At 34.9% G+C, this 24,392-nt stretch carries 23 protein-coding genes; 9 read left to right on the plus strand and 14 right to left on the minus strand.

The genetic code is table 11. The annotated features are described in order from the left end of the window. From M2373_RS17995 to M2373_RS18010, 4 genes are all read right to left on the minus strand, one after another. Positions 1-1,242, minus strand: coding sequence for a sulfate adenylyltransferase subunit 1 (locus M2373_RS17995; protein ID WP_259112580.1), 1,242 nt, complete (start codon positions 1,240-1,242; stop codon positions 1-3). 64 nt (positions 1,243-1,306) lie between these two features. Continuing rightward, complete coding sequence (gene cysD, locus M2373_RS18000) at positions 1,307-2,215, minus strand: sulfate adenylyltransferase subunit CysD (RefSeq protein ID WP_259112581.1); 909 nt, start codon at positions 2,213-2,215, stop codon at positions 1,307-1,309. Positions 2,216-2,236: 21 nt separating this feature from the next. Continuing rightward, positions 2,237-2,929, minus strand: a complete 693-nt coding sequence (locus M2373_RS18005) for a phosphoadenylyl-sulfate reductase (RefSeq protein WP_259112582.1) — start codon at positions 2,927-2,929, stop codon at positions 2,237-2,239. 88 nt (positions 2,930-3,017) lie between these two features. After that, on the minus strand, positions 3,018-3,425 hold the full coding sequence (locus M2373_RS18010; RefSeq protein ID WP_259112583.1) for an Rrf2 family transcriptional regulator: 408 nt from the start codon (positions 3,423-3,425) through the stop codon (positions 3,018-3,020). Between the two features lie 222 nt (positions 3,426-3,647). On the opposite strand from M2373_RS18010, the gene M2373_RS18015 reads away from it, so the two are divergent. The 7 genes from M2373_RS18015 (at position 3,648) to M2373_RS18045 (ending at position 9,867) form a co-directional block, all read left to right on the plus strand. Continuing rightward, entirely contained in the window at positions 3,648-5,369 is a 1,722-nt protein-coding gene (locus tag M2373_RS18015) for a cellulase family glycosylhydrolase (RefSeq protein ID WP_259112584.1), read from the plus strand. 72 nt (positions 5,370-5,441) lie between these two features. Beyond that, positions 5,442-5,897 (plus strand): DUF5362 family protein, encoded by a 456-nt coding sequence (locus tag M2373_RS18020; RefSeq protein ID WP_259112586.1) that lies wholly within the window; start codon positions 5,442-5,444, stop codon positions 5,895-5,897. Between the two features lie 67 nt (positions 5,898-5,964). Then, positions 5,965-6,843, plus strand: coding sequence for a CGA/CIA family class A beta-lactamase (bla-A, locus tag M2373_RS18025; RefSeq protein ID WP_259112588.1), 879 nt, complete (start codon positions 5,965-5,967; stop codon positions 6,841-6,843). Between the two features lie 42 nt (positions 6,844-6,885). Continuing rightward, entirely contained in the window at positions 6,886-7,296 is a 411-nt protein-coding gene (locus tag M2373_RS18030; RefSeq protein ID WP_259112590.1) for a hypothetical protein, read from the plus strand. A gap of 10 nt (positions 7,297-7,306) precedes the next feature. After that, entirely contained in the window at positions 7,307-8,197 is an 891-nt protein-coding gene (locus M2373_RS18035; protein WP_259112634.1) for a 3-hydroxybutyryl-CoA dehydrogenase, read from the plus strand. Between the two features lie 72 nt (positions 8,198-8,269). Then, complete coding sequence (locus M2373_RS18040) at positions 8,270-9,589, plus strand: hypothetical protein (protein ID WP_259112592.1); 1,320 nt, start codon at positions 8,270-8,272, stop codon at positions 9,587-9,589. A gap of 38 nt (positions 9,590-9,627) precedes the next feature. Further along, entirely contained in the window at positions 9,628-9,867 is a 240-nt protein-coding gene (locus tag M2373_RS18045) for a hypothetical protein (RefSeq protein WP_007845674.1), read from the plus strand. A gap of 50 nt (positions 9,868-9,917) precedes the next feature. On the opposite strand, the gene M2373_RS18050 is transcribed toward M2373_RS18045, so the two are convergent. The 4 genes from M2373_RS18050 to dnaN form a co-directional block, all read right to left on the minus strand. Next, complete coding sequence (locus M2373_RS18050) at positions 9,918-10,328, minus strand: META domain-containing protein (RefSeq protein WP_259112599.1); 411 nt, start codon at positions 10,326-10,328, stop codon at positions 9,918-9,920. 210 nt (positions 10,329-10,538) lie between these two features. Further along, positions 10,539-12,941: a phenylalanine--tRNA ligase subunit beta gene (gene pheT / locus M2373_RS18055; RefSeq protein WP_259112601.1), complete on the minus strand. Its 2,403-nt coding sequence runs from the start codon at positions 12,939-12,941 to the stop codon at positions 10,539-10,541. Positions 12,942-13,110: 169 nt separating this feature from the next. Then, entirely contained in the window at positions 13,111-13,944 is an 834-nt protein-coding gene (locus tag M2373_RS18060; protein ID WP_259112603.1) for a M23 family metallopeptidase, read from the minus strand. Between the two features lie 64 nt (positions 13,945-14,008). After that, entirely contained in the window at positions 14,009-15,139 is a 1,131-nt protein-coding gene (gene dnaN, locus M2373_RS18065; RefSeq protein WP_259112605.1) for a DNA polymerase III subunit beta, read from the minus strand. Positions 15,140-15,340: 201 nt separating this feature from the next. Here dnaN and M2373_RS18070 point away from each other — a divergent pair, with 201 nt between their 5' ends. After that, positions 15,341-15,697 carry a diacylglycerol kinase family protein gene (locus tag M2373_RS18070; RefSeq protein ID WP_259112606.1) on the plus strand — a complete coding sequence of 119 codons (357 nt, stop codon included), beginning with the start codon at positions 15,341-15,343 and terminating at the stop codon, positions 15,695-15,697. Positions 15,698-15,747: 50 nt separating this feature from the next. On the opposite strand, the gene M2373_RS18075 is transcribed toward M2373_RS18070, so the two are convergent. From M2373_RS18075 to purB, 6 genes are all read right to left on the minus strand, one after another. Beyond that, positions 15,748-16,080 carry a gamma-glutamylcyclotransferase family protein gene (locus M2373_RS18075; protein ID WP_259112608.1) on the minus strand — a complete coding sequence of 111 codons (333 nt, stop codon included), beginning with the start codon at positions 16,078-16,080 and terminating at the stop codon, positions 15,748-15,750. Further along, positions 16,080-16,709 carry a GDSL-type esterase/lipase family protein gene (locus M2373_RS18080; RefSeq protein WP_259112609.1) on the minus strand — a complete coding sequence of 210 codons (630 nt, stop codon included), beginning with the start codon at positions 16,707-16,709 and terminating at the stop codon, positions 16,080-16,082. The genes M2373_RS18075 and M2373_RS18080 overlap by 1 nt, the downstream gene beginning before the upstream one ends. Positions 16,710-17,072: 363 nt before the next feature. Beyond that, on the minus strand, positions 17,073-17,465 hold the full coding sequence (locus tag M2373_RS18085) for a ribonuclease inhibitor (protein ID WP_259112611.1): 393 nt from the start codon (positions 17,463-17,465) through the stop codon (positions 17,073-17,075). Further along, on the minus strand, positions 17,443-21,138 hold the full coding sequence (locus tag M2373_RS18090; RefSeq protein ID WP_259112613.1) for a phosphoribosylformylglycinamidine synthase: 3,696 nt from the start codon (positions 21,136-21,138) through the stop codon (positions 17,443-17,445). The genes M2373_RS18085 and M2373_RS18090 overlap by 23 nt, the downstream gene beginning before the upstream one ends. A gap of 29 nt (positions 21,139-21,167) precedes the next feature. Then, positions 21,168-22,130 carry a WG repeat-containing protein gene (locus tag M2373_RS18095; protein ID WP_259112614.1) on the minus strand — a complete coding sequence of 321 codons (963 nt, stop codon included), beginning with the start codon at positions 22,128-22,130 and terminating at the stop codon, positions 21,168-21,170. Positions 22,131-22,175: 45 nt separating this feature from the next. Next, positions 22,176-23,603, minus strand: coding sequence for an adenylosuccinate lyase (gene purB / locus M2373_RS18100; RefSeq protein ID WP_062161694.1), 1,428 nt, complete (start codon positions 23,601-23,603; stop codon positions 22,176-22,178). Between the two features lie 241 nt (positions 23,604-23,844). On the opposite strand from purB, the gene M2373_RS18105 reads away from it, so the two are divergent. Then, positions 23,845-24,384: an OmpH family outer membrane protein gene (locus M2373_RS18105; protein WP_259112617.1), complete on the plus strand. Its 540-nt coding sequence runs from the start codon at positions 23,845-23,847 to the stop codon at positions 24,382-24,384. Positions 24,385-24,392 lie beyond the last annotated feature (8 nt).

A 24,392-nucleotide genomic window follows, 5' to 3' on the forward strand; every position in this document is an offset into this window, starting at 1 on the left:
TTATAAAATCATTATGGCACCCACAGTTGAATTACTTGTCTCGTCTATCAAAACAGCATTCCCTGTTGCATTACTCTCCTCAAAACTGTCAAAAACCAATGGTGAGGCCGTTTTCAATCGAACTTTTACCACTTCATTTAATTTTACACTTTCAGAAATGGGTGTTTTTTCTAAAGTATTAACATCAATTTTATAGTCAATTTCTTTAACAATGGCTTTTAAAATTTTACTTTTATGCTGAATAAAATATTTATTACCTTCATTTAATTCCTTTTTATCAAGCCAGCAGACTACTGCTTCGATTTCATTATCAACTTTCGGAAGGCTTTCGGTTTTCACTAAAAAATCACCACGACTGATGTCAATATCATCATCAATATGAATAACAGCAGGCTGATTGGCAAAAACAGACTCTGTTTCCTTTCCGCCGGTTTCTATTTTTGAAATTCGGGTCTGGATATGCTGTGGAAGCACTGTTATCTCATCTCCCTTTTTATAAACTCCTGAGATTACTTCTCCTGCATAGCCTCTATAGTCGTGCAGATCATCGGTCTGTGGGCGAATCACATATTGAACCTGAAATCTTGGACTCTCAAAATTCTTTGCTGAATTAATTTCAACATTTTCAAGAAAGTCAAGAAGTGCCGGACCGCCGTACCAATTCGTTTTATCAGATTTTTCAACGATGTTATCGCCGTGAAATGCTGAAATCGGGAAGTAATTAACGTTTTTAAGTTCCAATTTCTTAGCAACCAATTGATACTGAGCTTTAATATCATTATATACTTCTTCAGAATAATCTACCAGATCCATTTTATTAATCGCCACCACCACATTCTTCATCTTTAGCAGGGAAGCTATAATCGAATGTCTTCTTGTCTGTTCAATTACTCCCTGTCTTGCATCAATCAGAATGACAATCAGTTGTGAATTGGAAGCTCCGGTAATCATATTTCGTGTATACTGAATATGTCCCGGCGCATCTGCGATAATAAATTTTCTTTTTGGTGTAGAAAAATAACGGTAGGCAACGTCAATCGTAATTCCCTGCTCTCTTTCAGCTCTCAGACCATCTGTCAGGATCGCGAGGTCAACTCCGTTTTCGTTTTTATTTTTCGACTGTTTTTCCAGCGCCTCCAGCTGGTCAATCAATATATTTTTGCTGTCATATAAAAGCCTTCCGATCAGGGTGCTTTTCCCGTCGTCTACACTTCCTGCAGTAATAAATCTTAATATGTCCACGTGTAATTTAGTTATAAGTTGTGAGTTATAAATTATAGGTTTTTAAAAACTTCCAGCTTCCAGCTTAAAAATATCCTGCTTTTTTTCGGTCTTCCATCGCAGCCTCCGTTACCTTATCATCAATTCGGGTTTCACCACGTTCAGAAATCCGGGAAGCAGTAATTTCATTCACCACCTCATCCAAAGTCCCGGCAGAACTTTCAACAGCAGCCGTACAGGTCATATCTCCTACTGTTCGGTAACGTACTTTTTTATTCATAACTGTATCATTTTCATCAATTTGAATAAAATCAGAAACGGCGATCAGCTGTCCGTCAAATTCTATAACATCGCGGTCATGAGCAAAATAAATCGGAGGAAGCTGAATATTCTCTTTTTTGATATAATTCCATACATCAAGCTCAGTCCAGTTTGAAATAGGAAAAACCCTTACATTTTCACCTTTATTGATCCTTCCGTTATAAATATTCCATAATTCCGGACGCTGGAGTTTCGGATCCCACTGTCCAAACTCATCACGTACAGAGAAAAAACGTTCCTTTGCTCTCGCTTTTTCTTCGTCTCTCCTTGCTCCGCCGATACAGGCATCAAACTGAAACTCTTCAATAGTATCCAGTAAAGTATGAGTCTGAAGCCAATTCCTGGAAGCAAATTTCCCTTTGGGCTCTGTTAAATTTTTAGCTTTAATTGTATCTTCCACCTTTCTTACAATAAGCGATGCACCAATATTTTCTGCAAGATAATCTCTGAACTGTAACGCTTCAGGAAAATTGTGTCCCGTATCTATATGAACCAACGGAAACGGAATTTTCATCGGAGCAAAAGCTTTTTTTGCCAAATGTACCAATGTGATAGAATCTTTTCCACCACTGAAAAGCAAAGCCGGTTTTTCGAACTGAGCTGCAATTTCTCTCATAATATAGATACTTTCGGCCTCTAACTGCTCCAGATAGTCTAGTTTATATGTACTCATTTTTACTACTTAAAATTTGAATTAATGGGTATGAAGACCGCATTCTTTTTGTGAACTTTCCCACCACCAGCGTCCAGCCCGGGGATTTTCGTCTTCAGCAATCGCTCTTGTACACGGCTGACAGCCTACACTGATAAATCCTTTTTTGTGCAAAGACAGTTCCTGAACTTTATGCTGCTCCAAATACTCCAGCACATCCTGATAGCTCCAGTGAATCAACGGATTGTATTTGTACAGATTCCTGGCTTCATCCCATTCAATGACAGGCATATTTTCACGGTTTTCGGACTGTTCGGAACGCAATCCGGTCACCCAGACTTTAGCACCCTTCAGAGCACGATTCAAAGGTTTTACCTTTCGGATAAAACAACATTCTTTTCTGTTTTCAACAGAGTGATAAAAGGCATTAATTCCTTTTTCATTCACATATTTTTCCACATCAGAAGAATCCGGAAAATACACTTCGGTTTTTGTTTTATACCTTGAATTGTTTTGTGAAAGTAATTCGTAATGCTCGTAGAAAAGTCTTCCGGTATCCAGTGTGAAAACTTTTACCGATAACTGGTTTCTGAAAATGATATCTGTAATCACCTGATCTTCCTGACCAAGCGATGTTGAAAAGACAACCCCGTCTGAGAATTTTGATGAGATCAATTTCAATCCCTCTTCTGCTGAAAGCTGTTTCAGTGTATCTGCATCTTCTTTTGAAATCATATTTTGTTCATTTGAAGTAATGCAAATATCAGATAAAATAATTATCCTACCAAACAAGTAGACTAATTATTCAAAAAAAAGGATCTGATCAATCGATCAAATCCATTAAAGTTTTTTCTTCTAAAATTTTAAGCGAAGCATCCCGAACTTCAATCAGTACATCATGTAAACTACAGTGATCTTCGTTACAATCATCACATTTTTCGTAAAAATTTAAGCTTACACAAGGAAGAAGTGCAATCGGACCATTTACCAGACGGATAATTTTGGCAAGCTTTACGTTTTCAGGATTTTCTTTAAAAAAATATCCACCCCCTTTTCCTTTTTTACTATCAAGGATATCCGCTTTTTTGAGTTCGAGTAAAATATTTTCTAAAAACTTCAAAGGAATTTTCTTGTGTTCCGCAATTTCGGAAATAAGAATAGGACCTCCATTTCTTTTTTCTACAAGATATGAAAGTGCCTTAAAAGCATATTGAGATTTTTTAGACAGCATTACAGCAAAAATAAGAAAATTGTTTGAGATGGGTAAATGTTTATAAATGACCTCTGAAAACTCTCCGGAGATGCCTTAAATTATCTAAAAAACTTTCGATTTAAATTCAACACGAAAAAGCATATTTTTAATTTCTATTCAATAATTTTTAAATATATTTGTCATTATCTAACAATAATTTCCAAAAAACAATCCCTTACTATTTAAATAATTAAAACTACTATGAAAAGAACCATTCTACTCTCCGCTCTTTTATTGTCTCAATTTGGGACATCACAATTACTAAAAACAAGCGGTCAGAAAATTATTAATGATAAAGGTGAAAATATCCAATTAAGAGGTCTTGGACTGGGAGGCTGGATGTTGCAGGAAGGATATATGCTGAAAACCGCAGATTTTGCAGGACCACAGTATAAAATCAAAGAAAAAATTGCAGAACTGATCGGTGAAGACGGAATGAATGAATTCTACAGAGCTTATCTCAAAAACGGCATTACAAAACAGGATATCGATTTTTTGGCCAAAGCAGGTTTTAATTCAATAAGGCTTCCGATGCATTATAATCTGTATACTTTACCGATTGAAAAAGAACCGAAAAAAGGTCAGAATACATGGATTGAAGAGGGTTTTAAAATGACTGACGATCTATTAAAATGGTGCGCAGACAATAAAATATATTTAATTCTTGATCTTCACGCAGCTCCCGGCGGACAAGGGAATGATGTGAATATTTCAGATAATGATAAGTCGAAACCTTCTCTTTGGGAAAGTGAAGAAAATCAGAAAAAAACGGTTGCTCTTTGGAAAAAACTGGCAGAAAGATATAAAGATGAGCCATGGATTGGCGGTTATGATCTGATCAATGAGCCAAACATAAATTTTACAGGAAAAAATCCAAACGGAACAGATGAAATGTCCAATGCTCCACTTTGGAAGCTGCAAAAAGAGATTACAGAAGCCATTCGTCAGGTTGATAAAAAACACATCATCATTATTGAAGGAAATGGCTGGGGAAACAATTATAACGGTTTAACGCCGCTTTGGGATAAAAATATGGTTTTCAGTTTCCATAAATACTGGAATAATAACGATGACCAGACACTAAAACCCATTTTAGACTTAAGAGAACAACATAATATCCCGATCTGGCTGGGAGAAACAGGAGAAAACTCCAACGTATGGTTTACAGAACTTATTCAACTCCTCGATAAACACAATATCGGATATGCATTCTGGCCGATGAAAAAAATCGACAATATCGCTGGCATTAATAACGTTAAAATCACTCCTGAGTACCAAAAACTCCTTGATTACTGGAAGAACGGAGGCGAAAAACCATCAAAAGAATTTGCCACAAAAGCACTGATGAAAATTGCTGATAACTATAAGTTCGGCAATACCGAAATTAAAAATGATGTCATTGATGCGATGTTCAGACAAACTACAGACAGTTCCACAAAACCTTTTAAGAATCTTCAGGCTCCGGGAAAAATAGGGGCTACCGACTATGATTTAGGAAGAATAGGTTCTGCATATTCCGATAAAGATTTTGTGAATCTGTGGGTAAGTGATCCGGCAAAAAGATCTGAATGGAATTCCGGAAATCAACTAAGAAATGATGGAGTCGATATTTACAAAACAAAAGACCACCAATATTATGTAGGAAAAACGGAACCGGGAGAATGGCTACAATACACCGTAAATTCAAAAAGCGATAAAGCCTACACTTTTGAAATAAAATATGCTGCCGATCAGGATGCTAAAATCAGGATTGAAGATGCTTCCGGGAAACAACTGGGGACCTTTTCACTACCATCCACCGGAGGAAATGAAAATTGGAAAACAGCCACTACAAAAGGAATCAGTCTAAAAAAAGGTGACAATAAAATCCGGATTATCTTTGAAAATAACGGAGTAAACTTTAATTATTTTGAAGTGAAATAATGTATTAAAATTCAAAAATATAATTCATAGTTCTAATAATTTTAAGTATTTTTCCTGAAAAATTAAACTATCATGGAAACAAAATCTCCTTTCGAACAATTTGATGAATTAAGGATCGACAACGCATCAAAATTATTTCTTGCAGAAGCTGCAAAATGGACTTCATTTCTCGCAATATTAGGATATATCGGTATTGGTATTATGGTCATTGCTGCCTTATTTATGATGACATTAGGTGCGTCTATGAGCTCCGGAAACAGCATGATGCCATTTGGCGGAGGTCTGGTGTTTTCACTTTTTTATCTGGTGTTCGCTGCATTGTATTTCATCCCTATCAATTATCTTTATAGGTTTGCATCAAATATGAAGTCTGCTCTGCGCTCAAATAACCAAACCGAGCTTACCAAAGCATTTGAATATTTAAAATCGCATTATAAATTTATAGGAATTCTGACTATTATTGTATTTGCTCTGTATATTCTTGCCATTTTTGGTGCGATGATTGCAGGGATCAGCGGTATGAGATAATGAAGTATTTCTTTAAAATTAATCATAATCCTTCTCTTTTAAGAAGGATTTTTTTAACCCTTATATTATGAAAAAAATAAGTCTGCTTTTTCTTTTGATTTCAGCGTGCCTCTTCGCTCAGCAATCAGTTTTAGAACAAAAAATCAATTCTATCATTAAAGACAAAAAAGCTACTGTCGGAGTTTCTGTACTTGGTTTTGAAAATGCTTTTAAATATGGCAAAAATCAGGATAAAAAACTTCCGATGCAAAGTGTATTCAAATTCCATATTGCAGCAGCAGTATTAGACCAGGTCGATAAAGGAAAACTTTCGCTTGATCAGAAAATTCTACTGGATACATCCAATTTACTGGAAAATACATGGTCGCCGCTCCGCGATAAATATCCTGACGGAAACATTGAGGTTCCACTAAGCGAAATCCTTGAATTCACGGTCGCCAAAAGTGATAATAACGGTTGTGATATCATGCTTAAATTATTGGGAGGCACCCAAAATGTTCAGAAATTCATGGATTCTAAAGGAGTAAAAGGTTTTCAGATTAAATATAATGAAGCAGCGATGCATAAAGACTGGAATGCTCAATATGAAAATTACAGCACAACAAAATCGGCTGTTGATGTCCTGAAAAAATTTTATGACGGTAAGTTATTATCCAAAAAATCGACAGATTATCTTACAAAAGTATTACTGTCAACATCCACCGGCAAAAATAAATTGGTCGAACAACTTCCAAAAGACACACCTGTCGCCAGAAAAACGGGAGCTTCAGGAAAGAATAATGAAGGGCTTACAGGTGCTGAAAATGAAATTGCCATCGTCACTTTACCCAATAACAAACATTATGCAATCGCTGTATTTGTCAGCAATTCAATGGAAACCGATGCGGTAAACTGCAAAATTATTTCTGATGTTTCCAAAACAGTTTGGGATTATTTTAATAAGTAAAATTTTAAGCTTAATTTTAGGCGGCTATAAAGGACATTAATTATGAAAAAAATAATATTAATAGCAGGAATTTTCAGTTTTTCTTTCTTCTACGCACAGAAGGGAGAAAACTATTTGCAGGTAAGATACGGAAGCATCTGTTGTGGCACTCCTTCTACAGAACCTGTAGACAAATACGTAACCCAATTTCAGAAAAAAAATAAAATTAAAAATCTGGAAATCTACAGGCAAAGCGGTTTGGGAAGAGAAGGTGAATTCAATCTGTACATAGGGATAGATAATCTTTCAAAAAAACAGAAAACAGCCTTTATGAAAGGATTAAAATCAGCTGTTGAAACTCAAAATAATGCAAGACAGAAAAATCATGACGGGATAGTGGGTTTTGAGGAAACAGAAATAGTAAAAAAAGCTGATTTAGCCAACGCTAGAAATTTAACTATCTATAAAAAATAAAAGAAAAATGATCAAAAACATTGTAGTTATCGGAGCTGGAACCATGGGGAATGGTATTGCACATACTTTCGCACAAAGCGGGTTTAAAGTAAATTTGGTAGATGTATCACAGGAAGCTTTAGACAGAGGGTTGAAAACCATTACTACCAATCTTGACAGAATAATTGCAAAGGGAAACCTTACAGAAGAACAAAAAGCAGAAACATTAGGAAATATTGCGACTTTCACTGCACTTCAGGATGCAGTAGGATCTGCAGACCTTATTGTAGAAGCAGCGACTGAAAATCAGGAATTAAAGTTAAAAATATTCGGACAAATGGATGAGTTTGCTCCGGAAAACTGTATTCTGGCTACAAATACTTCATCAATTTCTATTACTAAAATTGCAGCTGCTACAAAAAGAGCTGACAAAGTAATCGGAATGCACTTTATGAATCCGGTTCCAATTATGAAGCTGGTTGAAATCATTAAAGGATATTCTACTTCTAAAGAAACATTCGACTCAATTTACGAGATGAGCAAAACTTTAGGAAAAGTTCCTGTAGAAGTTAACGATTATCCCGGATTTGTAGCTAACAGAATTTTGATGCCGATGATCAACGAATCTATTGAGACTCTGTATAACGGTGTTGCCGGTGTTGAAGAAATCGATACCGTAATGAAATTGGGGATGGCTCATCCGATGGGACCTCTTCAATTAGCTGATTTTATCGGTCTTGATGTATGCCTGGCGATTCTGAATGTAATGTACGACGGTTTCAAAAATCCTAAATATGCTCCCAATCCATTATTGGTAAACATGGTAATGGCAGGGAAACTGGGTATAAAATCAGGAGAAGGTTTCTATGATTACTCAGAAAGCAAAAAAGCTGAAAAAGTGGCTAAAATGTTTTCAAAATAATTTTAAAGTTAAGAGTTATAGTTATAAATTTGGGTGCTCAAGCCTCCTATTTATAATCTAAGAACTATAACTTTGATAAAATTAAAAGAAAAAAATATCCAGATATCATTGGTCATCATTACATTAGTGATGACCATTTTACGTTTTTTACTCAACGAAAAAGGCAGAGTAAATCCGGACTCTATCCGCTATATGAGGTTTGCCCGGGGATTGCCGGTTATTGATAATACAACGACTCCTGTAGGTTATCCCGCTGCTATAAAATTCTTTACCTATTTTGGGTTTGACGAATTTTGGAGCAGTAAAGTAATCGGAATTTTGGCGTTCTTATTTATTATATTTTTCTCCTGGAAAAAGAAATTTTACTTCCGTGAGTCTATTGTTTTATGCACTTTATTCAGCTTTCTTTCAATCTTTTCCTATACAATGAGTGAGGCTCTGATCTTACCATTTATATTTCTTTTTATGTACGCCGCAACGCTTACTATCAATGGAAAAATGGAAAAATGGAAGTCTGTTTTTTATCTTTCTTTATGTTTAATTGCTCTTTATAACATCAGATACAGTGCTCTTTTTACCATTGGCGCAACGGGTTTATATGGTCTTATTTTCTGGAAAAGGAAATATGGTGTGTCTTTCATCATTTCAGCAATTATTGGAACTGTTTTCATTGTTTTATACAAGTTTTTATTTATCGATTACTTTAACAGCGAGTATGTTCAGCAATTTTTAGAAATGGGACTTCATACAACTCCTGAACTGCTGATTCAATTATTTCAAGGATTATGCACTACTTTCAATCCTTTTATTCATATTGCCAATCCGGGTGGCGGTATTGTTAATTATGGAATTTATGGCATCGGTCTAGCCAATATTCTTTTACTCATTTATCTCTTTATTAAATACAAATTATCCGATACTGAATATTTCTTTGTTTTTGTGAGTGTCGCAGGAATTATCTGTTCTTATTTTGTTCAGTATTTCTATTCCGTAAACCCTATAGATTATCGGTTAATGGCTCCTTTCAGCCTTCCTATCTGGTTGGTTTATTTTAAAAGGCTCTTCCAGGTTTTTGGGCTAAAAGTATATGTAATTGCAGTTTTAAGTTTACTGTCAGGAATGCTTTTCACATGGCTTTCAAAAGGAAATTATCTTGAAAACAGGAAAGTTATCGCCGAATTTTTAAAATCTGAAAAATTAGATAAAGTTCCATTAAAGTTTTATCTGGAAGATGAATTGGATTTGGATAAAATGCAGATTGCAGAACTGATAAGTACCGTAAACCCACAAATAAGAACTACTTTTAAGCCAAATGACAGCCTGCAGAAAACAACATTGACACGCTATAAAGTTTTGCAAAAAGTTAAGATCGACAAGAACAAATATCAATAATTTTATTATCTTTGATTCAAAGTTAAAACATTAAAAAAATGAAATTACCAAAGTTTTTATTAGCAGATAATTCGGAATTTCCAGAAGATCTATTCGTAGTTCATACAGAATACCCAAGATTCATCTTAAACGTTGAAGAAGAAGAAGTTGAGTGGTTGGATGATCTAGAAGGTGACGACGAGGAAACTATGGCAGATGAAGCTACTAAAGTTGTAGAAGCTGCTTTCAAATGGTGTGATGAAGAATTGGCTAAGTACGACGAAGAAGAGGAAGAATAATAACAATTTTATCCATAAAAAAGGAACTCAGATTGAGTTCCTTTTATTTTTTATTGAGCTTTATTAAATTTCAGAAGTAATAAGTTATCTTTATATAATTCCAGAGTATTTCCAGATACTACATATTTATTAGCTTTTCCTACCATATCCATAAAATTCTGTTCTACGCTCATATTATCACAAGCCATTTTGGTAGAACCCATTTGTCCGGCAGAAAAATTTCCACTTGTAGGATCAACTTTTGCCGTCCCAAAGTAATTATTACATCCTGCATTTCCACTGATTTTCTCACCTTCGATATTCAAAGTTGGTACTTTACCCTTTACATTATCAGCCAGTTCCCATTTTGTACTCGCCAGTGAAGGTTGTGCTTTTCCTACTTTTGAAGCAGACGGGCTCGTCATTGATCCACAAGACGCCAACACGACAGCTGCACCTATACTTAAAAAGATATTTTTCATTTTTTCTTCCTATTTTTATTTAAATCAAATTTACGGAAATATTATTATCTGAACGGTTTTCAGAAGATTTTATTATTCTTTAACAGTTGATATGTTCCAAAAATCATGCTGAAAATTATATCAATTTTTACTAAAAAAATGATATTAACTGGCATCAAAAAAAACGGACTTAAAAAAGTCCGTTTATATAATTTGCATTAATTTTTAAAGTTATGATCTCAATTCAGCATTGAATTCTTTTTGGAAAGATTTAATCAAAGAATCCATTACCGTTGCAATTTCTTTTTCTTCCAACGTTTTCTCTTCATTTAAAAGCTCAAAACTCATAGCATAAGACTTCTTACCTTCCGGAAGATTTTTCCCTTCGTAAACATCAAATAAATTGATATTTTTAATGAATGGAGACTTATTCTTTTTTGCAGCCTGATATAGATCTTCGTAATTAATATTCTTATCAATCAATAACGCTAAATCTCTTCTGATTTTGTTAAATTTAGGAATATCTTTAAACTTCAGTTCATTTGTAGAACGCAGTTCCTGAGCAAATTCCAATTCTATTTCAGCATAGAAACATTCCTGATCAATATCAAAGTCTTTCAACATCTGAGAAGATACTTTTCCGATTCTTACTAATACTTTTCCGTCAATTTCATAAGCTAAAGCATCAGAAAATCTTTCATCAGACAGAGCAACTTCCTTATAATCAACAGCCAGTTTTTCCAATAAAACTTTTACATAAGCTTTTAAATTATAGAAACCTGTAACAGATTTCGGTTGAAGCCAGTTTTCTGCAACTTCTCTTCCTGTAACCAGAATAGCCATTTGTTTTCTTTCTTCATACTTATCTCTTTTATGATAAATTTTTCCGAATTCAAAAAACTTAATATCCTGATTTTTTCTGTTGATATTATAGATTGCATTTTGAAGAAGTCCTTCCAGTAAAGACTTTCTCATAAATGCTAAATCATTGCTTAACGGGTTTAGCAGCTTTACAGCATCAGCTTCATCTTTTACAAAAGTCAGAGAGTTATTCATCACCTCATTGAAGCCTAAACTCTGTAAATTTCTGGCCCAGCTGTTTTCCAGTTCATCCTGATCGTGTGCACTAAGCTTCACTGGCGTAAACGAAATTTTCTGAGGGGCATCAATTTTATTATATCCGTAGATTCTCAGAATCTCTTCGATTACATCAATTTCTCTTGTCACATCCGCTCTGTATGCAGGAACAGAAATTTCAAGCCCATTCTGAATTTCATTTAAAACCTGAATTTCCAGTGCTTTTAAAATTTCTTTTACTTTCTCTCTGTGAATTTTAGTTCCTAAGATCTGTTCAATTTTAGAGAATCTGATGATCACATAGCTGTCCTCAATTTTCTTAGGATATTCTTCCAACAAATCTCCGGTCAGTTTTCCTTCAGCCAGTTCCGTAATCAATTTGATCGCATGAGTAATTGCTGTTCTGGTGATATTCGGATCTACTCCTCTTTCGAATCTGAAAGAGGCATCGGTATTCAAACCGTGGAATTTAGCTCCTTTTCTTACTGCAACAGGGTTAAAGTAGGCACTTTCAAGGAAAATAGTTTTTGTTTCATTAGAAACTCCAGAAGTGGCTCCTCCAAAAACTCCCGCAATACACATTGGTATATCTTTTCCGTCTTTGATGATGATTTCAGTACCATTCAATGTTCTTTCAACACCATCCAAAGTTGTGAATTTTGTCCCTTCTTTTACCGTTCCCACCTTTACTTTTTTATCTGCAATTTTATCTGCATCAAAAGCATGAAGCGGCTGCCCGTATCCGTGAAGAACATAATTTGTAATATCTACAACATTGTTGATTGGACTTAATCCTATCGCTTTCAGTCTGTTTTTCAGCCAAGCCGGAGATTCTGCAACTTTAACGTTTTCAATAACAGCTCCGATATATCTTGGACACAATTCAGTGCTTTCAACTTCTAAAGTAAACTCGTGGGTACCTTCATTATTCAAAGATTCTGAAGATACTTTTTCAAACTCAGATTTTTGTTTGTTGGTAGAAAGATATGCGAACAAATCTCTTGCAACCCCATAATGAGACATCGCATCCGTTCTGTTTGGCGTTAAACCAATCTCAAAAACTTCATCGTTCGTCAATTCAAAATAATCCGCGAAATTCTTTCCAACCTCATACTTTTCTTCATCTAAAACCATGATTCCGCCGTGATCTTCACTCAGACCCAACTCATCTTCCGCACAGATCATTCCCTGAGAAACCTCTCCTCTGATCTTTGCTTCTTTGATTTCAAAAAAGTTTCCGGTTTTATCGTAGATTTTTGTTCCGACAACTGCTACAGGAACTGTTTGCCCTGCTTCAACGTTGGGAGCACCGCAAACAATATTTAAAACCTTTCCGTTTCCTACTTCTACTGTTGTCTTCTTCAATTTATCAGCATTCGGATGTTTTTCGCAAGTCAACACTTTTCCTACAACGATCCCTTCCAGACTGCCTTTTACACTTTCAAATTTTTCTATCCCTTCAACTTCAAGACCGATATCAGTAAGGAATTCACCGATTCTTTCAGTTTTCAATTCCGTTTTAATGTAGTCTTTAAGCCAATTGTTTGATATTTTCATCTGATAATCTTTATTTTTTCTAAGGTCAGATAAAACCGATCGGTTTCATCTTATTATTTTGAAATTTTACTTCAATTTTTGAGTCTACAAATGTCGTGTTTTTTTGAGAAATATAGAAATTTAGAGATAACTTTAAATAGGTTATCCGCTATTTTTAATGTGATTTTCTTTAATACTCTCTGGAATAAGTTTTTTTCTCAACAAGATATTCCGTTTTATTTCCATTTCCGGTTCTGAAAAGAGTTTTTAATGTTTTCCTGAATTTCTCGTTGGTAGCACTTGGAATATAGCATACGAAATGAAGATGGGGCCCTTTACTCCAGCCTGTATTTCCACTCAGTCCTATCACCGCTCCTTTATTCACATAATCTCCCATATTTACTTTAACACCATTTTGCTTTAAATGATAATAATGAGCAAATGTTCCGTCCGGATGCATTATGGTAATATAATTCGCTTTATCAGCACAATTTCTGGTGGGGCAACCTATTGTATTATGCTTTACAAAATCTACAATTAAACCTTCCCGGGCAGCAAGAACTTCCGTTCCTTCCGGCATTGTAAAATCTAAAGAATTTTCGTTCTGGTGAGAAAAAGTCCCGTTATATCCCTGATAAACAGTCGCAGACTTTCCTTTTCGGAAAGGAAGATCATATGGATAATCTTCATTATAGGTTTTCAAAGTCACATCTCCGATATACATCATATAAGGAGGCATCTTCTTTACGCCCCATCTCTTTGTTCTATTATTTACAACAAAATAAGCAACTCTGTTTTTCAAAGATTTTGAAGGCATTACCTGAATCATTCTGAAAGCTTCCGGGCTTCTCATATTTTCCAGTTCCGGCTGACCGGAGAAGACAAAAGACATTGGAAACATCTCCTGATTATCGGCATAATATACCATTGTATCTCCTTTTCTCTCATAATATACTTTGATATTTTTCTGAGAAAAAAGGATTATAAATTGCAGTAGACACAACAATGTAAAAAAGCTTTTCATAATAATTAAAAATAAAAAGAGACTGAAAAATTTTCAATCTCTTTATGATTTTATGTCAAGATGTTTACAATCCGATCACCGGCATTGATAACATCAGGATATTTTCATTTTCTTCAAGACCATCCAGCGGTTCAATAATTCCTGGTCTGTTAGGCTGAGACATCTTCATTGTAATATCATCAGCTCCAAGAATTGATAACATTTCTGTAAGGAATTTTGAGCTAAATCCAATATTGATATCTTCTCCATTATAATCACAAGGAATCTGCATGTCTGCTTTGTTCGCATATTCAGTATCTTCAGCATGAAGGTGAAGGATATTTGCAGAAAGCTTAAATCTCACCTGATTGGTAGATTTATTGGACATAATAGAAGCTCTTTTAATGGCTCCCAACAATAGATTTCTGTTGATCGTCAATACATTTGGATTTTCTTTAGGAATTACCGCAGTATAGTTTGGATATTTCCCATCGATCAGTCTGCAGATCCAGATATGTTTTCCAAAAGTAAACTTAGCCATATTCTCATTAAATTCGATGGTAACATCTTCATTAGAGCTTGCCAGGATATTTTTGAAAATATTCAACGGTTTTTTAGGCATAATGAATTCCATTGGCTCGGCATTCATCAGGTCCATTCTTTTATATACGACCAATCTGTGAGAATCCGTAGAAACAAAATTGGTCTCATTCTCTCCAAACTGGAAAAGAACTCCCGTCATTACAGGACGAAGAGAGTCATTACTAGTTGCAAAAAGAGTATTGGTAAGAGCTTCGGACAAAACTCCCGCAGGCATTGTTACACTTTGAGAAGCATCAAATTCCGGTAATTCCGGGTAATCATCAGCATTATCCAATGCTACTGCGAAATTATCTTTTTCATCCAAAATTTCAAGCTGACTTCCGGTACCTTCTGCATTATCTTTTACAGATAAAGTCAAAGGCTGTTCACCATACGTCTTTATAAAATCCTGAAAAATCTTAGCAGGAACAGCAAATTTCCCTGAGTCATCAGACTTCACGTCAAGAGAGGTAACAAGAGTCGTCTCACCATCAGATGCTGTAATAGTAACATTATTTCCGTCTAATTCAAAAAGATAGTTTTCTAAAATCGGTCTCGATTGAGAGCTTGATATTACGCCACTTACAGTTTGCAAAGCCTTCTGCAGTTCACCACTTGAAATAATAAATTTCATAGATTTAAAAATAAGTTTTTACAAATATAATAAATAGAAAATAGACTGAAAAATATAATCCTGAGAGTTATTAACAACAATCAAAGATTTTTTAACATCATTTCTACTTTTAAATTTTCTGATAGATAAAAAATACCAGAAAGGACTAAAGATAAGGATTTTCTTCAAGCAAATAATTATATTTGTAAATATTCTTTTTTCATGCGAAAACCACCGATTCATAAAAGTTTTTTAAATGCTTTCCGAGGTATTTTTGTAATGATGAAAAGTGAAAGAAATTTTCAGCTTGAGCTTTTTGCCTTTTTTATTAATCTTTTTTTAATTTTTTATTTAAAACTTTCCAAACTTGACACCGTTTTTATTTTAATGGTTTCTTTTGGCGTTTTAGCTGCAGAGATATTTAATACTGCCATCGAAAAAATTTGTGATATCGTACAGCCTGAGTTTGACAAAAGGATTAGGTTCATCAAAGATATTGCAGCAGGAGCAGTCATTTTAATGGCTATTTTGTCTGTTATAACCGGAATTTTGGTGTATTGGAAATACATTTTTAATTAAATACGTCCAATGGTTCACACAGATGTCTTTCTAATTTTTTCTGCCTACAACTATTTTCCAACGTAAATAAATCCTTTCTTTCCGGATTTGAAAACTATTTCAATTCTTTTATAATCATCAACCTCATATTCGTCAGCCTGAAGAATTTCTTTATCTGTGACTTCAAACAAAACACCTTCTACCTCATCTTCGATATTTCCGGAAAATACCAAAATAGGATGGTAATTTTGGTTACTTTTTCGTAATACTTCAGGATCTTTTATTTCCAGCATTTCAAGTTTATACGCTGTCAAAATATCTTTTTCTCCTTTTAAAATCCGACCAAAGGTTTCGATCTGAACCTGCTCTTTCTGCAAGGTTCCGTAAGAAAATAAATGAGGCATTATAAATATTTTTCAATGATTGGAATTGCTATTTCAGCCATCATACCATAGCCTTTTTCGTTGGGATGAACGCCGTCTCTGGAAAGTAAAACTTCTTTATCGTATAAAAAAGCGGAATAGAAATCAATATAATGTAGTGAGTTTTCAACTGCAATATCTTTCAGAATCTGATTGTAAGCCAAAACACCATCATTAGTTCTCAACTTTCCTGAAGCGACCACTATTCCATCCACGTTTTTAGAAAAAGGAAGAATACTTATCAGATAAATATCGTTAGAATATTTTTTTGCCTCCTGAATTGCTGTTAAAATATTTGTTTTGAAATTTTCAGGATTTACCATCTGAGTACCATCTTTAATTGCCAGATCATTTGCACCGTAGCCCATAAAAACAATATTTCCTTCAGCAGAATTTCTGGCTGCCATTTCGTGAGGAATTCTTCTGACAAGACCTTCCGTTGTTTCGCCTCCGATCCCAAGATTAAAAAGAATCAGTTCATCGGTTTTTCCTTCGTTGTATTTCTGTAAAGCATATCTTTTCAGAATATCGACCCAGCCCCCAAAAACGCCGTCATATTCTCCGTAAGTGATGCTGTCGCCGAAGAATAATCCGTATACTATTTTTTTCATTTACTTTTTTAATATTTTTAATTGAGAATTTTGAACCATCAAGTCTTAATTTAAGAAGTTAAGAGTATTAATATGCTTCGATAAACTCAGCATGACACTTCTAATACTAGCTGTTTACTATTACTTAATTCATTTTAACTCTTAAACCCGTTGTGCATTTTAATTTGTTTTCGTCACTTCGAGTAGATTTTTGAAAAAAAATCGTATCGAGAAGTTTATAATTTTGAAGATGAATCTTTTCTCGATACATTTTTTCTCCACTTTGTTACGAAAAAACACTCGAACTGACGAATCTAATACCAAAATTTTGCAAAATGCACAACGGGTAACTCTTAAATAAAATTGTAATGGTTTACCTAAAAATCAATCCAAAATTAGTGTAATATTTTTATGGGATTCTATAATTTCAATTAAAATTTCAAATAAAGTTTGACCGGTTCCGTCAATCAGCTCATTCAGTTTTTGCTGAATCAATTGAACATTAAAAGGTTTTCCCTGCCTGATTTTATTTTCATAAAATTCTTTAGTTAAATCAAATCCTAAATCATTTTTTGATTTTTGTGAATCTTTCCAGCTGATGTCTGTATCAATTCCATATAAAATATCATCAAAACCGTCCAGAGTTCCGACTTTCCAGTCTTCATCTTTCATAAAAAGTCGAGAAACCTCTTCGTAGAAACCCTCCAGATTTGAAAAATGACTGCCATTGATGACAGTCATTTTCTTTTTATTGTTATTTGAAGTACTCGACTCCATTTTTAAATATATTGTGATAATTCGCGGTTGGAATATTTTTCATCAACCCTTCTGCAAAACGTTCCGGGTGTCCCATTCTACCGAAGATTTTCCCATCAGGACTCGTTACCCCTTCAATTCCGAACAATGAATTATTTGGATTGAACGGCATTCCGTGGGCGATGTTTCCTTCTAAATCTAAGTATTGCGTTGCAATCTGTCCGTTTTCATATAACTTCTGAATTTCTGCTTCCGAAGCCATAAAACGACCTTCACCATGAGAAATCGGAATAGTAAACACCTGATCTTTCATACCTTTTAGCCAAGGTGATTCGTCATTTACAACTCTTACGTTCACCATCTGAGAAATATGTCTTCTGATTGCATTGTGAGCCAACGTCGGAGAATTTTCATCCAGATCTTTGATTCTTCCGTAAGGCAATAATCCAGATTTAACCAATGCCTGGAAACCGTTACAAATACCGATAATCATTCCGTCTCTGTCTAACAATTCATGAACTGCATTTCTCATCTTTTCGTTTTTCAAAACGTTTACAATGAATTTTGCAGAACCATCCGGCTCGTCACCCGCGGAGAAACCTCCTGAGAAAGCCAAAATCTGAGAAGTTTTGATTTCTTCTACCCAAGCATCGATACTTTCATCCAATAACTGGTGATTGATATTAATTAAAGGTAAACTGCTGATGACAGCACCTTCTTTTGCGAAAGCGTTCAACGTATCGTATTCACAGTTTGTTCCCGGGAAAACCGGTGCGAATACTTTTGGCTGAGCGATTCCGTATTTTTTAATAATGATATTTCTTGGGTTGATTGAGTTTAGTTTTTCATCAATTTCAACCGTCAATTTTTCTTTTTCAACTGTTGGGAAAAGATTTTCAAACGTATTGGTATTTGCAGCTAATAATTTTTCAATTGCAAATTCAGCATCATTAATCTTGATAACATTTGAATTTTTAACTTCTCCGATGAATTGAAGATTTGTAGCACTTAATTCCTCTTTAGATTCGATGATTAAGCTACCGATATTTTTAGTCAACAAACCATTTTCATCAACTGTAATTTCAGCACCTAATCTGTTTCCGAAGCTCATTTTAGCCAAAGCAACTGCAACTCCACCTTCTTTAACCGTTTTCACAGAAACGATTTTTCCTGCTTTGATATTTTCGAAAATAAATTCAAAAACAGCTTTTAAAGCATCATAATTCGGAAGCCCGTTTTCCTGAGCAATATGATTGAAAAAATACACTTTATTTCCTTCATTTTTAAATTCAGGAGAGATAATATTTTTCTTTTCTCCGTTTGCACAAGCGAAAGAAATCAACGTTGGCGGAACATTCAAATCCTGATACGTTCCACTCATTGAATCTTTTCCTCCGATGGCAGCCAGACCGAAATTAATCTGAGCATCATAAGCTCCCAAAAGTGAAGCTAAAGGCTTACCCCATTTTTCAGGGTTCTGACCTAATTTTTCAAAATATTCCTGGAAACTGAATCTGATATTTTTATAATCACCACCCATTGCAACGATTTTTGCCACACTTTCTACAACTGCGTAAGAAGCCCCTAACAAAGAATTCTGTTTAGAAATCTCTGCATCAAACCCCCAACTTGCCAAAGAAACCGTTTCAATATTTTTTGCTCCGATGACCGGTAACGTCTGAACGCTTCCTTCCATTAAAGTCTGCTGATATTTTCCACCTAAAGGCATTGCCACCGTAGTCGCACCGATAGATGAATCGAACATCTCCAATAAACCTTTTTGAGAAGCAACATTTTTATCGCCTAAAATTTTCAAGAAATTCTCTTCATTAAATGATGGAGTTTCTTCTTTTACTTCATTAAGGTGAGTAATTTTAACCTCCTGACTTTTAGAACAACCGTTTGTATCTAAAAACGCTCTTGAAAGATCAACAATTTTATCGCCTTTCCAGAACATCTGCATTCTTCCTGAATCTGTCACTTTTGCAACCTCAACGGCTACAATATTTTCAGCTTCACAGAATTTGATGAACTGCTCTTTATCCTTTGGTTCGACCACAACCGCCATTCTTTCCTGAGATTCAGAAATAGCAAGCTCCGTTCCGTTCAAACCTTCATATTTCAAAGGTAAAACATCCAGATTAACTTCCAAAGAGTCAGCGATTTCACCGATTGCTACGGAAACACCTCCCGCTCCGAAGTCATTAGATTTTTTAATCAATCTCGTCACTTCAGGATTTCTGAATAATCTCTGGATTTTACGTTCTTCAACGGCATTTCCTTTCTGAACTTCAGAACTCATCGTGTGAATAGAAGTTTCGTCCTGTTCTTTCGAACTTCCGCTTGCTCCACCAACACCATCACGACCCGTTGCACCACCTAAAATGATGATAGAGTCACCAGCTTCAGGCTTTTCACGTCTTACCCAATCCACAGGAACCGCTCCGGCAACAAAACCAACTTCCATTCTTTTTGCTTTGTAGCCTTCATCATAGATTTCAGAAACCATTGTAGTGGCCAAACCGATTTGGTTACCGTAAGAAGAATATCCGTTTGCAGCCTGTTTTGTGATTGTTTTCTGAGGTAATTTACCCGGTAATGTTTGATCTACAGACTCCAACACATCAGCAGCGCCCGTTAATCTCATCGCCTGGAAAACGAAAGAACGTCCGGACAAAGGATCTCTGATTGCACCACCTAAACACGTTGAAGCACCTCCAAAAGGTTCAATTTCTGTTGGGTGATTGTGTGTTTCATTTTTGAATAATAAATACCACGGTTCTTTTTTACCATCGTATTCAGCTTCGATTTTGATCGTACAGGCATTGATTTCGTCAGAAACCACCAGGTTTTCCAAATCACCTGTTTTATGGAAATATCTTCCGCAAACTGTCGCCAGATCCATTAAAGAAATTGGTTTCAATTCGCGTCCTAAAAATTTTCTTTTTTCGATATAATCATTGAAAATCGTTTCCAATGTATGTTTAAACTGTCCTTCAAATTCAATATTTGACAATTCTGTTTCAAACGTTGTGTGACGACAGTGATCGCTCCAATACGTATCTAAAACTTTAAGTTCTGTTTCCGTAGGATTTCTCTGTTCAGTTTTAAAATATTCCTGAATGAATTTTAAATCATCCAAACCTAATGCAAAACCATGGCTGTTAAAGAACTCTTCAAGCTGAGCATCATCAAAATTGATGAAGTTTTCGTGAACAATAACTTTTGACGGTATTTCTTCAGCAGGAATATCCAAGATGCTTAAATCTTTTTCCTGAGACTCTACTTTATTGATTAAAAGGTCTTTGATTTTTGCTAAATCAGATTCGGAAACTCCTTCAAACTCGATTAATTTACCACTTCTTACTTTTGACTTCTCATTTTCAGTCAGTAAAGCAATACACTGTTGTGCAGAATCTGCACGCTGATCGTACTGTCCCGGTAAAAATTCTAATGCGAAATGAACTCCTTTTGCAGGATTTTCTTCGATTAAAATATCAGTAACCGGATCTACGAAAGTGCTGTTTACCACTTTTTCGAATTCACCGTCATTTAATCCAAAAATATCGTAAACGTTATATACCTTTACGCTTTGGATAGACGGAGCAACCGCTTTTACTTCATCAAAAATTTTTGGACTTTCTACATCGAAAATACCTCTCTTTTCTACGAAAATTCTTTTGTTATTAGACATTAGATGCCAGATATTAAATATTATTAGACTTATTTACTTAATTTATTCGGATTATCCGGATGTTCTCTCTGATAATTTTCAGCTTCAACATATTCATTTTTCAGCCACTTTTCAAAGGGTACCTTCTGATCATCATAATCCATAGCCTCAAAGGTTTTACCGTCTTCTGAAACCAGAAACTTAAACCGATGGGATAATCCTGCTTCCATCTTTCTGTAATCATATGTGTTTATCTGATAATACGGGAAATTTTCTTTTGGTCTTTCAACGATTTCAAAGAATAGTCTCTTTTGATTTTCAGATAGTTTATTATAAACATTCACATAATAAATATTGGAAAGTTTTTTATTTTGTTTTTCGAAAAACTGAAGAATATTCTTCTCTTTTTCATTGTATTTAAAAGGATTAGGAAAAGACTGCCCTTCAACCTCTATTGTATTGAAAGACTTCTCAACAGGTTCCGCGATTTCTCCTTTATGGTTCATCACTCCCCATTTTCCGCCTACCATTGCTTTGTGCTCTGCATTTGTTTTTTCCCAGTCGCAACCGTCACAAAATGCAGCATACCCATAATTGAAGGGAGCTATAAAATCATGTACAGGTTTTATGACAACCGTTCCGTTTCTGTCAACAAACCCCATTTTCCCGTTTTTAACAAATCTTCTTACCCCTTCTGAGAAATAATCTGCTCCATTATCATAAAAGAAAGGTCTGTACAGAAAATTCCCTTTTTTGTCATAAACGAATCCCCAAGCATTCTTTTCTCTTTTTTCGCCATTTCTGTCGCCATCAAAAAAAATTGTTTCCCCTTTCACCAACTCTCCATCCTGAAGATCTGAAAATACTTTGAACTGGGCAGGAACAATAATTTTCCCTTTTTCATTTTTCACTCCAAACAGAGAATCCTTTGATTTAAAATAAGTCAATACTTCTTTTCCCTGGGAAAAAGAAAGTATCGGGACTAAGAGAATGGTTAAAAGCAGTTTTTTCATGTTGGGTTATAAATAAAAAATGCAGCCGAAAAGACTGCATATTGTTTATACTTTAAGATCAGCCTCCAATCCTATCAGATCTTTGTTTGCATCAATAATAGGCTGGACTTCATTTGCGATGAATTCCTCCGTTTGAATGGGTGCAAAACCGATGAAGTTTTTAGGATCTAGAACTTCTTTTAATTTTGATTTATCTAGTTTTAATGAATCGTCGTTTAAAATTCTTTCGATAAGGTCATTTTCCTTACCTTCTTCTTTCACCTTTTTAGACGCTTCCATTGAATGAACTCTAATGACTTCGTGGATCTCCTGACGGTCTCCACCAGCTTTCACCTCTTCCATGATGATGTATTCTGTCGCCATGAAAGGAAGTTCTTCCATAATATGTTTGTTGATTCTGTTTGGATAAACCACGATTCCGTTCATGATGTTGTTCCAAATTAATAGGATTGCATCAACAGCTAAGAAAGCCTGAGGAATTGTTAATCTTTTGTTTGCAGAATCATCCAATGTTCTTTCAAACCATTGTGTTGAAGCTACCATTGCAGAACTTGTCGTTAAAGACATTACATATTTTGCTAATGCTCCGATTCTTTCGCTTCTCATTGGATTACGCTTGTAAGCCATTGCAGATGAACCGATTTGGTTTTTTTCGAATGGTTCTTCAATTTCTTTTAAATTTTGAAGAAGACGTAAATCGTTTGTGAATTTATGCGCAGATTGTGCGATATTTCCTAATAATGCTACTACTTTAGCATCGATTTTTCTGTCATAAGTTTGTCCGGACACTCCAAAAACTTTTTCGAATCCGAATCTTTTTGATAATTCTTTATCTAAATGCTTAACTTTAGAATAATCACCGTTGAAAAGTTCAAGGAAACTTGCTGCAGTTCCTGTTGTTCCTTTTACTCCTCTGAATCTTAATGTTTCAAGGAAGAAATCCAATTCTTCGATGTCAAGCACTAAACTTTGTAGCCAAAGTGTTGCTCTTTTTCCAACTGTTGTTAACTGAGCCGGCTGGAAATGAGTAAATCCTAAAGTCGGTAAATCTTTATACTGAATTGCAAAATCAGATAAATTTTTCATCACGTTAACCAGCTTTTTCTTTAAAATTAAAAGTCCGTCACGGATTTGAATTAAATCTGTATTATCTCCTACAAATGCCGAAGTAGCTCCCAGGTGAATAATTCCTTTTGCTGAAGGCGCCACATCACCATATGCGTGAACGTGAGCCATTACATCATGACGGAATTTTTTTTCATACTCAGCCGCTTTATCATAATCGATGTTTTCAGCATTAGCTTTCAACTCAGCGATTTGCTCGTCTGTGATGTCAAGCCCAAGATCTTTTTCGATTTCAGCAAGAGCAATCCAAAGTTTTCTCCAATTCTGGAATTTGTTATTATGTGAGAAGTTAAATAACATTTCTTCGCTTGAATAGCGTTCTTCCAAAGGATTTTTGTAGGAATTCATTCTTTTCTTTTACTTTTTTAGATATGCAAAAATAGGGTTTTTCGGTGAGAGATGAAAATTGTGATCGGGCTTTTATTGAGGGATGATATTTTTAACAAAATAAGATTTAAAAAATCAAATTTTAAACTATAAATAACTAATTCATTAATAATCATCACATTTATAATAATTTAACGGTTAAACTCCTGCACTATTCAATATTATACAATAATTTTGGCTTAATATTTTAAATAAATCACAGATGAAAAAATTAATTATTGCGCTTTCTGCAGGACTTTTTTTAGTTAGTAATTTTACCAATGCACAACAGAAATTGGGTCATATAAATTCTGATGCTATTTTCGCCAATTATGCCGATGTAAAAACGGCTTCTGCCACTGCCGAAAATTTTGCCAAAACAAAACAGACTGAGGTTGCAAAAATGGTCGGAGAATTTCAAACGAAACTGAAAGCCGCTCAGGACAAGGAAAAAACATTAACTGCAGCTAACAAAGATAAATTAACAAAAGAACTGGCCGGCGCAGAAACTGAGCTTAAGGCATTGGGAACGAAGATTGAAACACTGAAAACACAGTCTGCAAAAGATGTTTCTGATAAGCAAAATGAGCTATTCGCTCCTATCCAGAAGAAAGTAAGCGATGCTATCGCTGCTGTAGCCAAAGAAAAGGGTTTAACCTATGTTTTTGACAGCTCAAAATCCCAAGGCAGCAACAGTATGATTTATTCTAATGCCGGAGACGATATTACTGCATCTGTGAAAAGCAAATTAGGCATTAAATAGTATTCCTG

This window comes from Chryseobacterium sp. JUb7 (assembly GCF_024806495.1).
GTDB lineage: Bacteria > Bacteroidota > Bacteroidia > Flavobacteriales > Weeksellaceae > Chryseobacterium.

What these genes read in the sequence shown, in the direction of transcription:
- bla-A (WP_259112588.1), top strand. Translation starts at nt 5,965, where the DNA reads ATGAAAAAAATAAGTCTGCTTTTTCTTTTGATTTCAGCGTGCCTCTTC.
- M2373_RS18075 (WP_259112608.1), bottom strand. Translation starts at nt 16,080, where the DNA reads ATGCCTCATTTATTTTCTTACGGAACCTTGCAGAAAGAGCAGGTTCAG.
- M2373_RS18045 (WP_007845674.1), top strand. Translation starts at nt 9,628, where the DNA reads ATGAAATTACCAAAGTTTTTATTAGCAGATAATTCGGAATTTCCAGAA.
- M2373_RS18090 (WP_259112613.1), bottom strand. Translation starts at nt 21,138, where the DNA reads ATGTCTAATAACAAAAGAATTTTCGTAGAAAAGAGAGGTATTTTCGAT.
- M2373_RS18050 (WP_259112599.1), bottom strand. Translation starts at nt 10,328, where the DNA reads ATGAAAAATATCTTTTTAAGTATAGGTGCAGCTGTCGTGTTGGCGTCT.
- M2373_RS18015 (WP_259112584.1), top strand. Translation starts at nt 3,648, where the DNA reads ATGAAAAGAACCATTCTACTCTCCGCTCTTTTATTGTCTCAATTTGGG.
- purB (WP_062161694.1), bottom strand. Translation starts at nt 23,603, where the DNA reads ATGAATTCCTACAAAAATCCTTTGGAAGAACGCTATTCAAGCGAAGAA.
- M2373_RS18085 (WP_259112611.1), bottom strand. Translation starts at nt 17,465, where the DNA reads ATGGAGTCGAGTACTTCAAATAACAATAAAAAGAAAATGACTGTCATC.
- M2373_RS18020 (WP_259112586.1), top strand. Translation starts at nt 5,442, where the DNA reads ATGGAAACAAAATCTCCTTTCGAACAATTTGATGAATTAAGGATCGAC.
- M2373_RS18080 (WP_259112609.1), bottom strand. Translation starts at nt 16,709, where the DNA reads ATGAAAAAAATAGTATACGGATTATTCTTCGGCGACAGCATCACTTAC.
- M2373_RS18030 (WP_259112590.1), top strand. Translation starts at nt 6,886, where the DNA reads ATGAAAAAAATAATATTAATAGCAGGAATTTTCAGTTTTTCTTTCTTC.
- M2373_RS18105 (WP_259112617.1), top strand. Translation starts at nt 23,845, where the DNA reads ATGAAAAAATTAATTATTGCGCTTTCTGCAGGACTTTTTTTAGTTAGT.
- cysD (WP_259112581.1), bottom strand. Translation starts at nt 2,215, where the DNA reads ATGAGTACATATAAACTAGACTATCTGGAGCAGTTAGAGGCCGAAAGT.
- dnaN (WP_259112605.1), bottom strand. Translation starts at nt 15,139, where the DNA reads ATGAAATTTATTATTTCAAGTGGTGAACTGCAGAAGGCTTTGCAAACT.
- pheT (WP_259112601.1), bottom strand. Translation starts at nt 12,941, where the DNA reads ATGAAAATATCAAACAATTGGCTTAAAGACTACATTAAAACGGAATTG.
- M2373_RS18070 (WP_259112606.1), top strand. Translation starts at nt 15,341, where the DNA reads ATGCGAAAACCACCGATTCATAAAAGTTTTTTAAATGCTTTCCGAGGT.
- M2373_RS18010 (WP_259112583.1), bottom strand. Translation starts at nt 3,425, where the DNA reads ATGCTGTCTAAAAAATCTCAATATGCTTTTAAGGCACTTTCATATCTT.
- M2373_RS18095 (WP_259112614.1), bottom strand. Translation starts at nt 22,130, where the DNA reads ATGAAAAAACTGCTTTTAACCATTCTCTTAGTCCCGATACTTTCTTTT.
- M2373_RS18005 (WP_259112582.1), bottom strand. Translation starts at nt 2,929, where the DNA reads ATGATTTCAAAAGAAGATGCAGATACACTGAAACAGCTTTCAGCAGAA.
- M2373_RS18060 (WP_259112603.1), bottom strand. Translation starts at nt 13,944, where the DNA reads ATGAAAAGCTTTTTTACATTGTTGTGTCTACTGCAATTTATAATCCTT.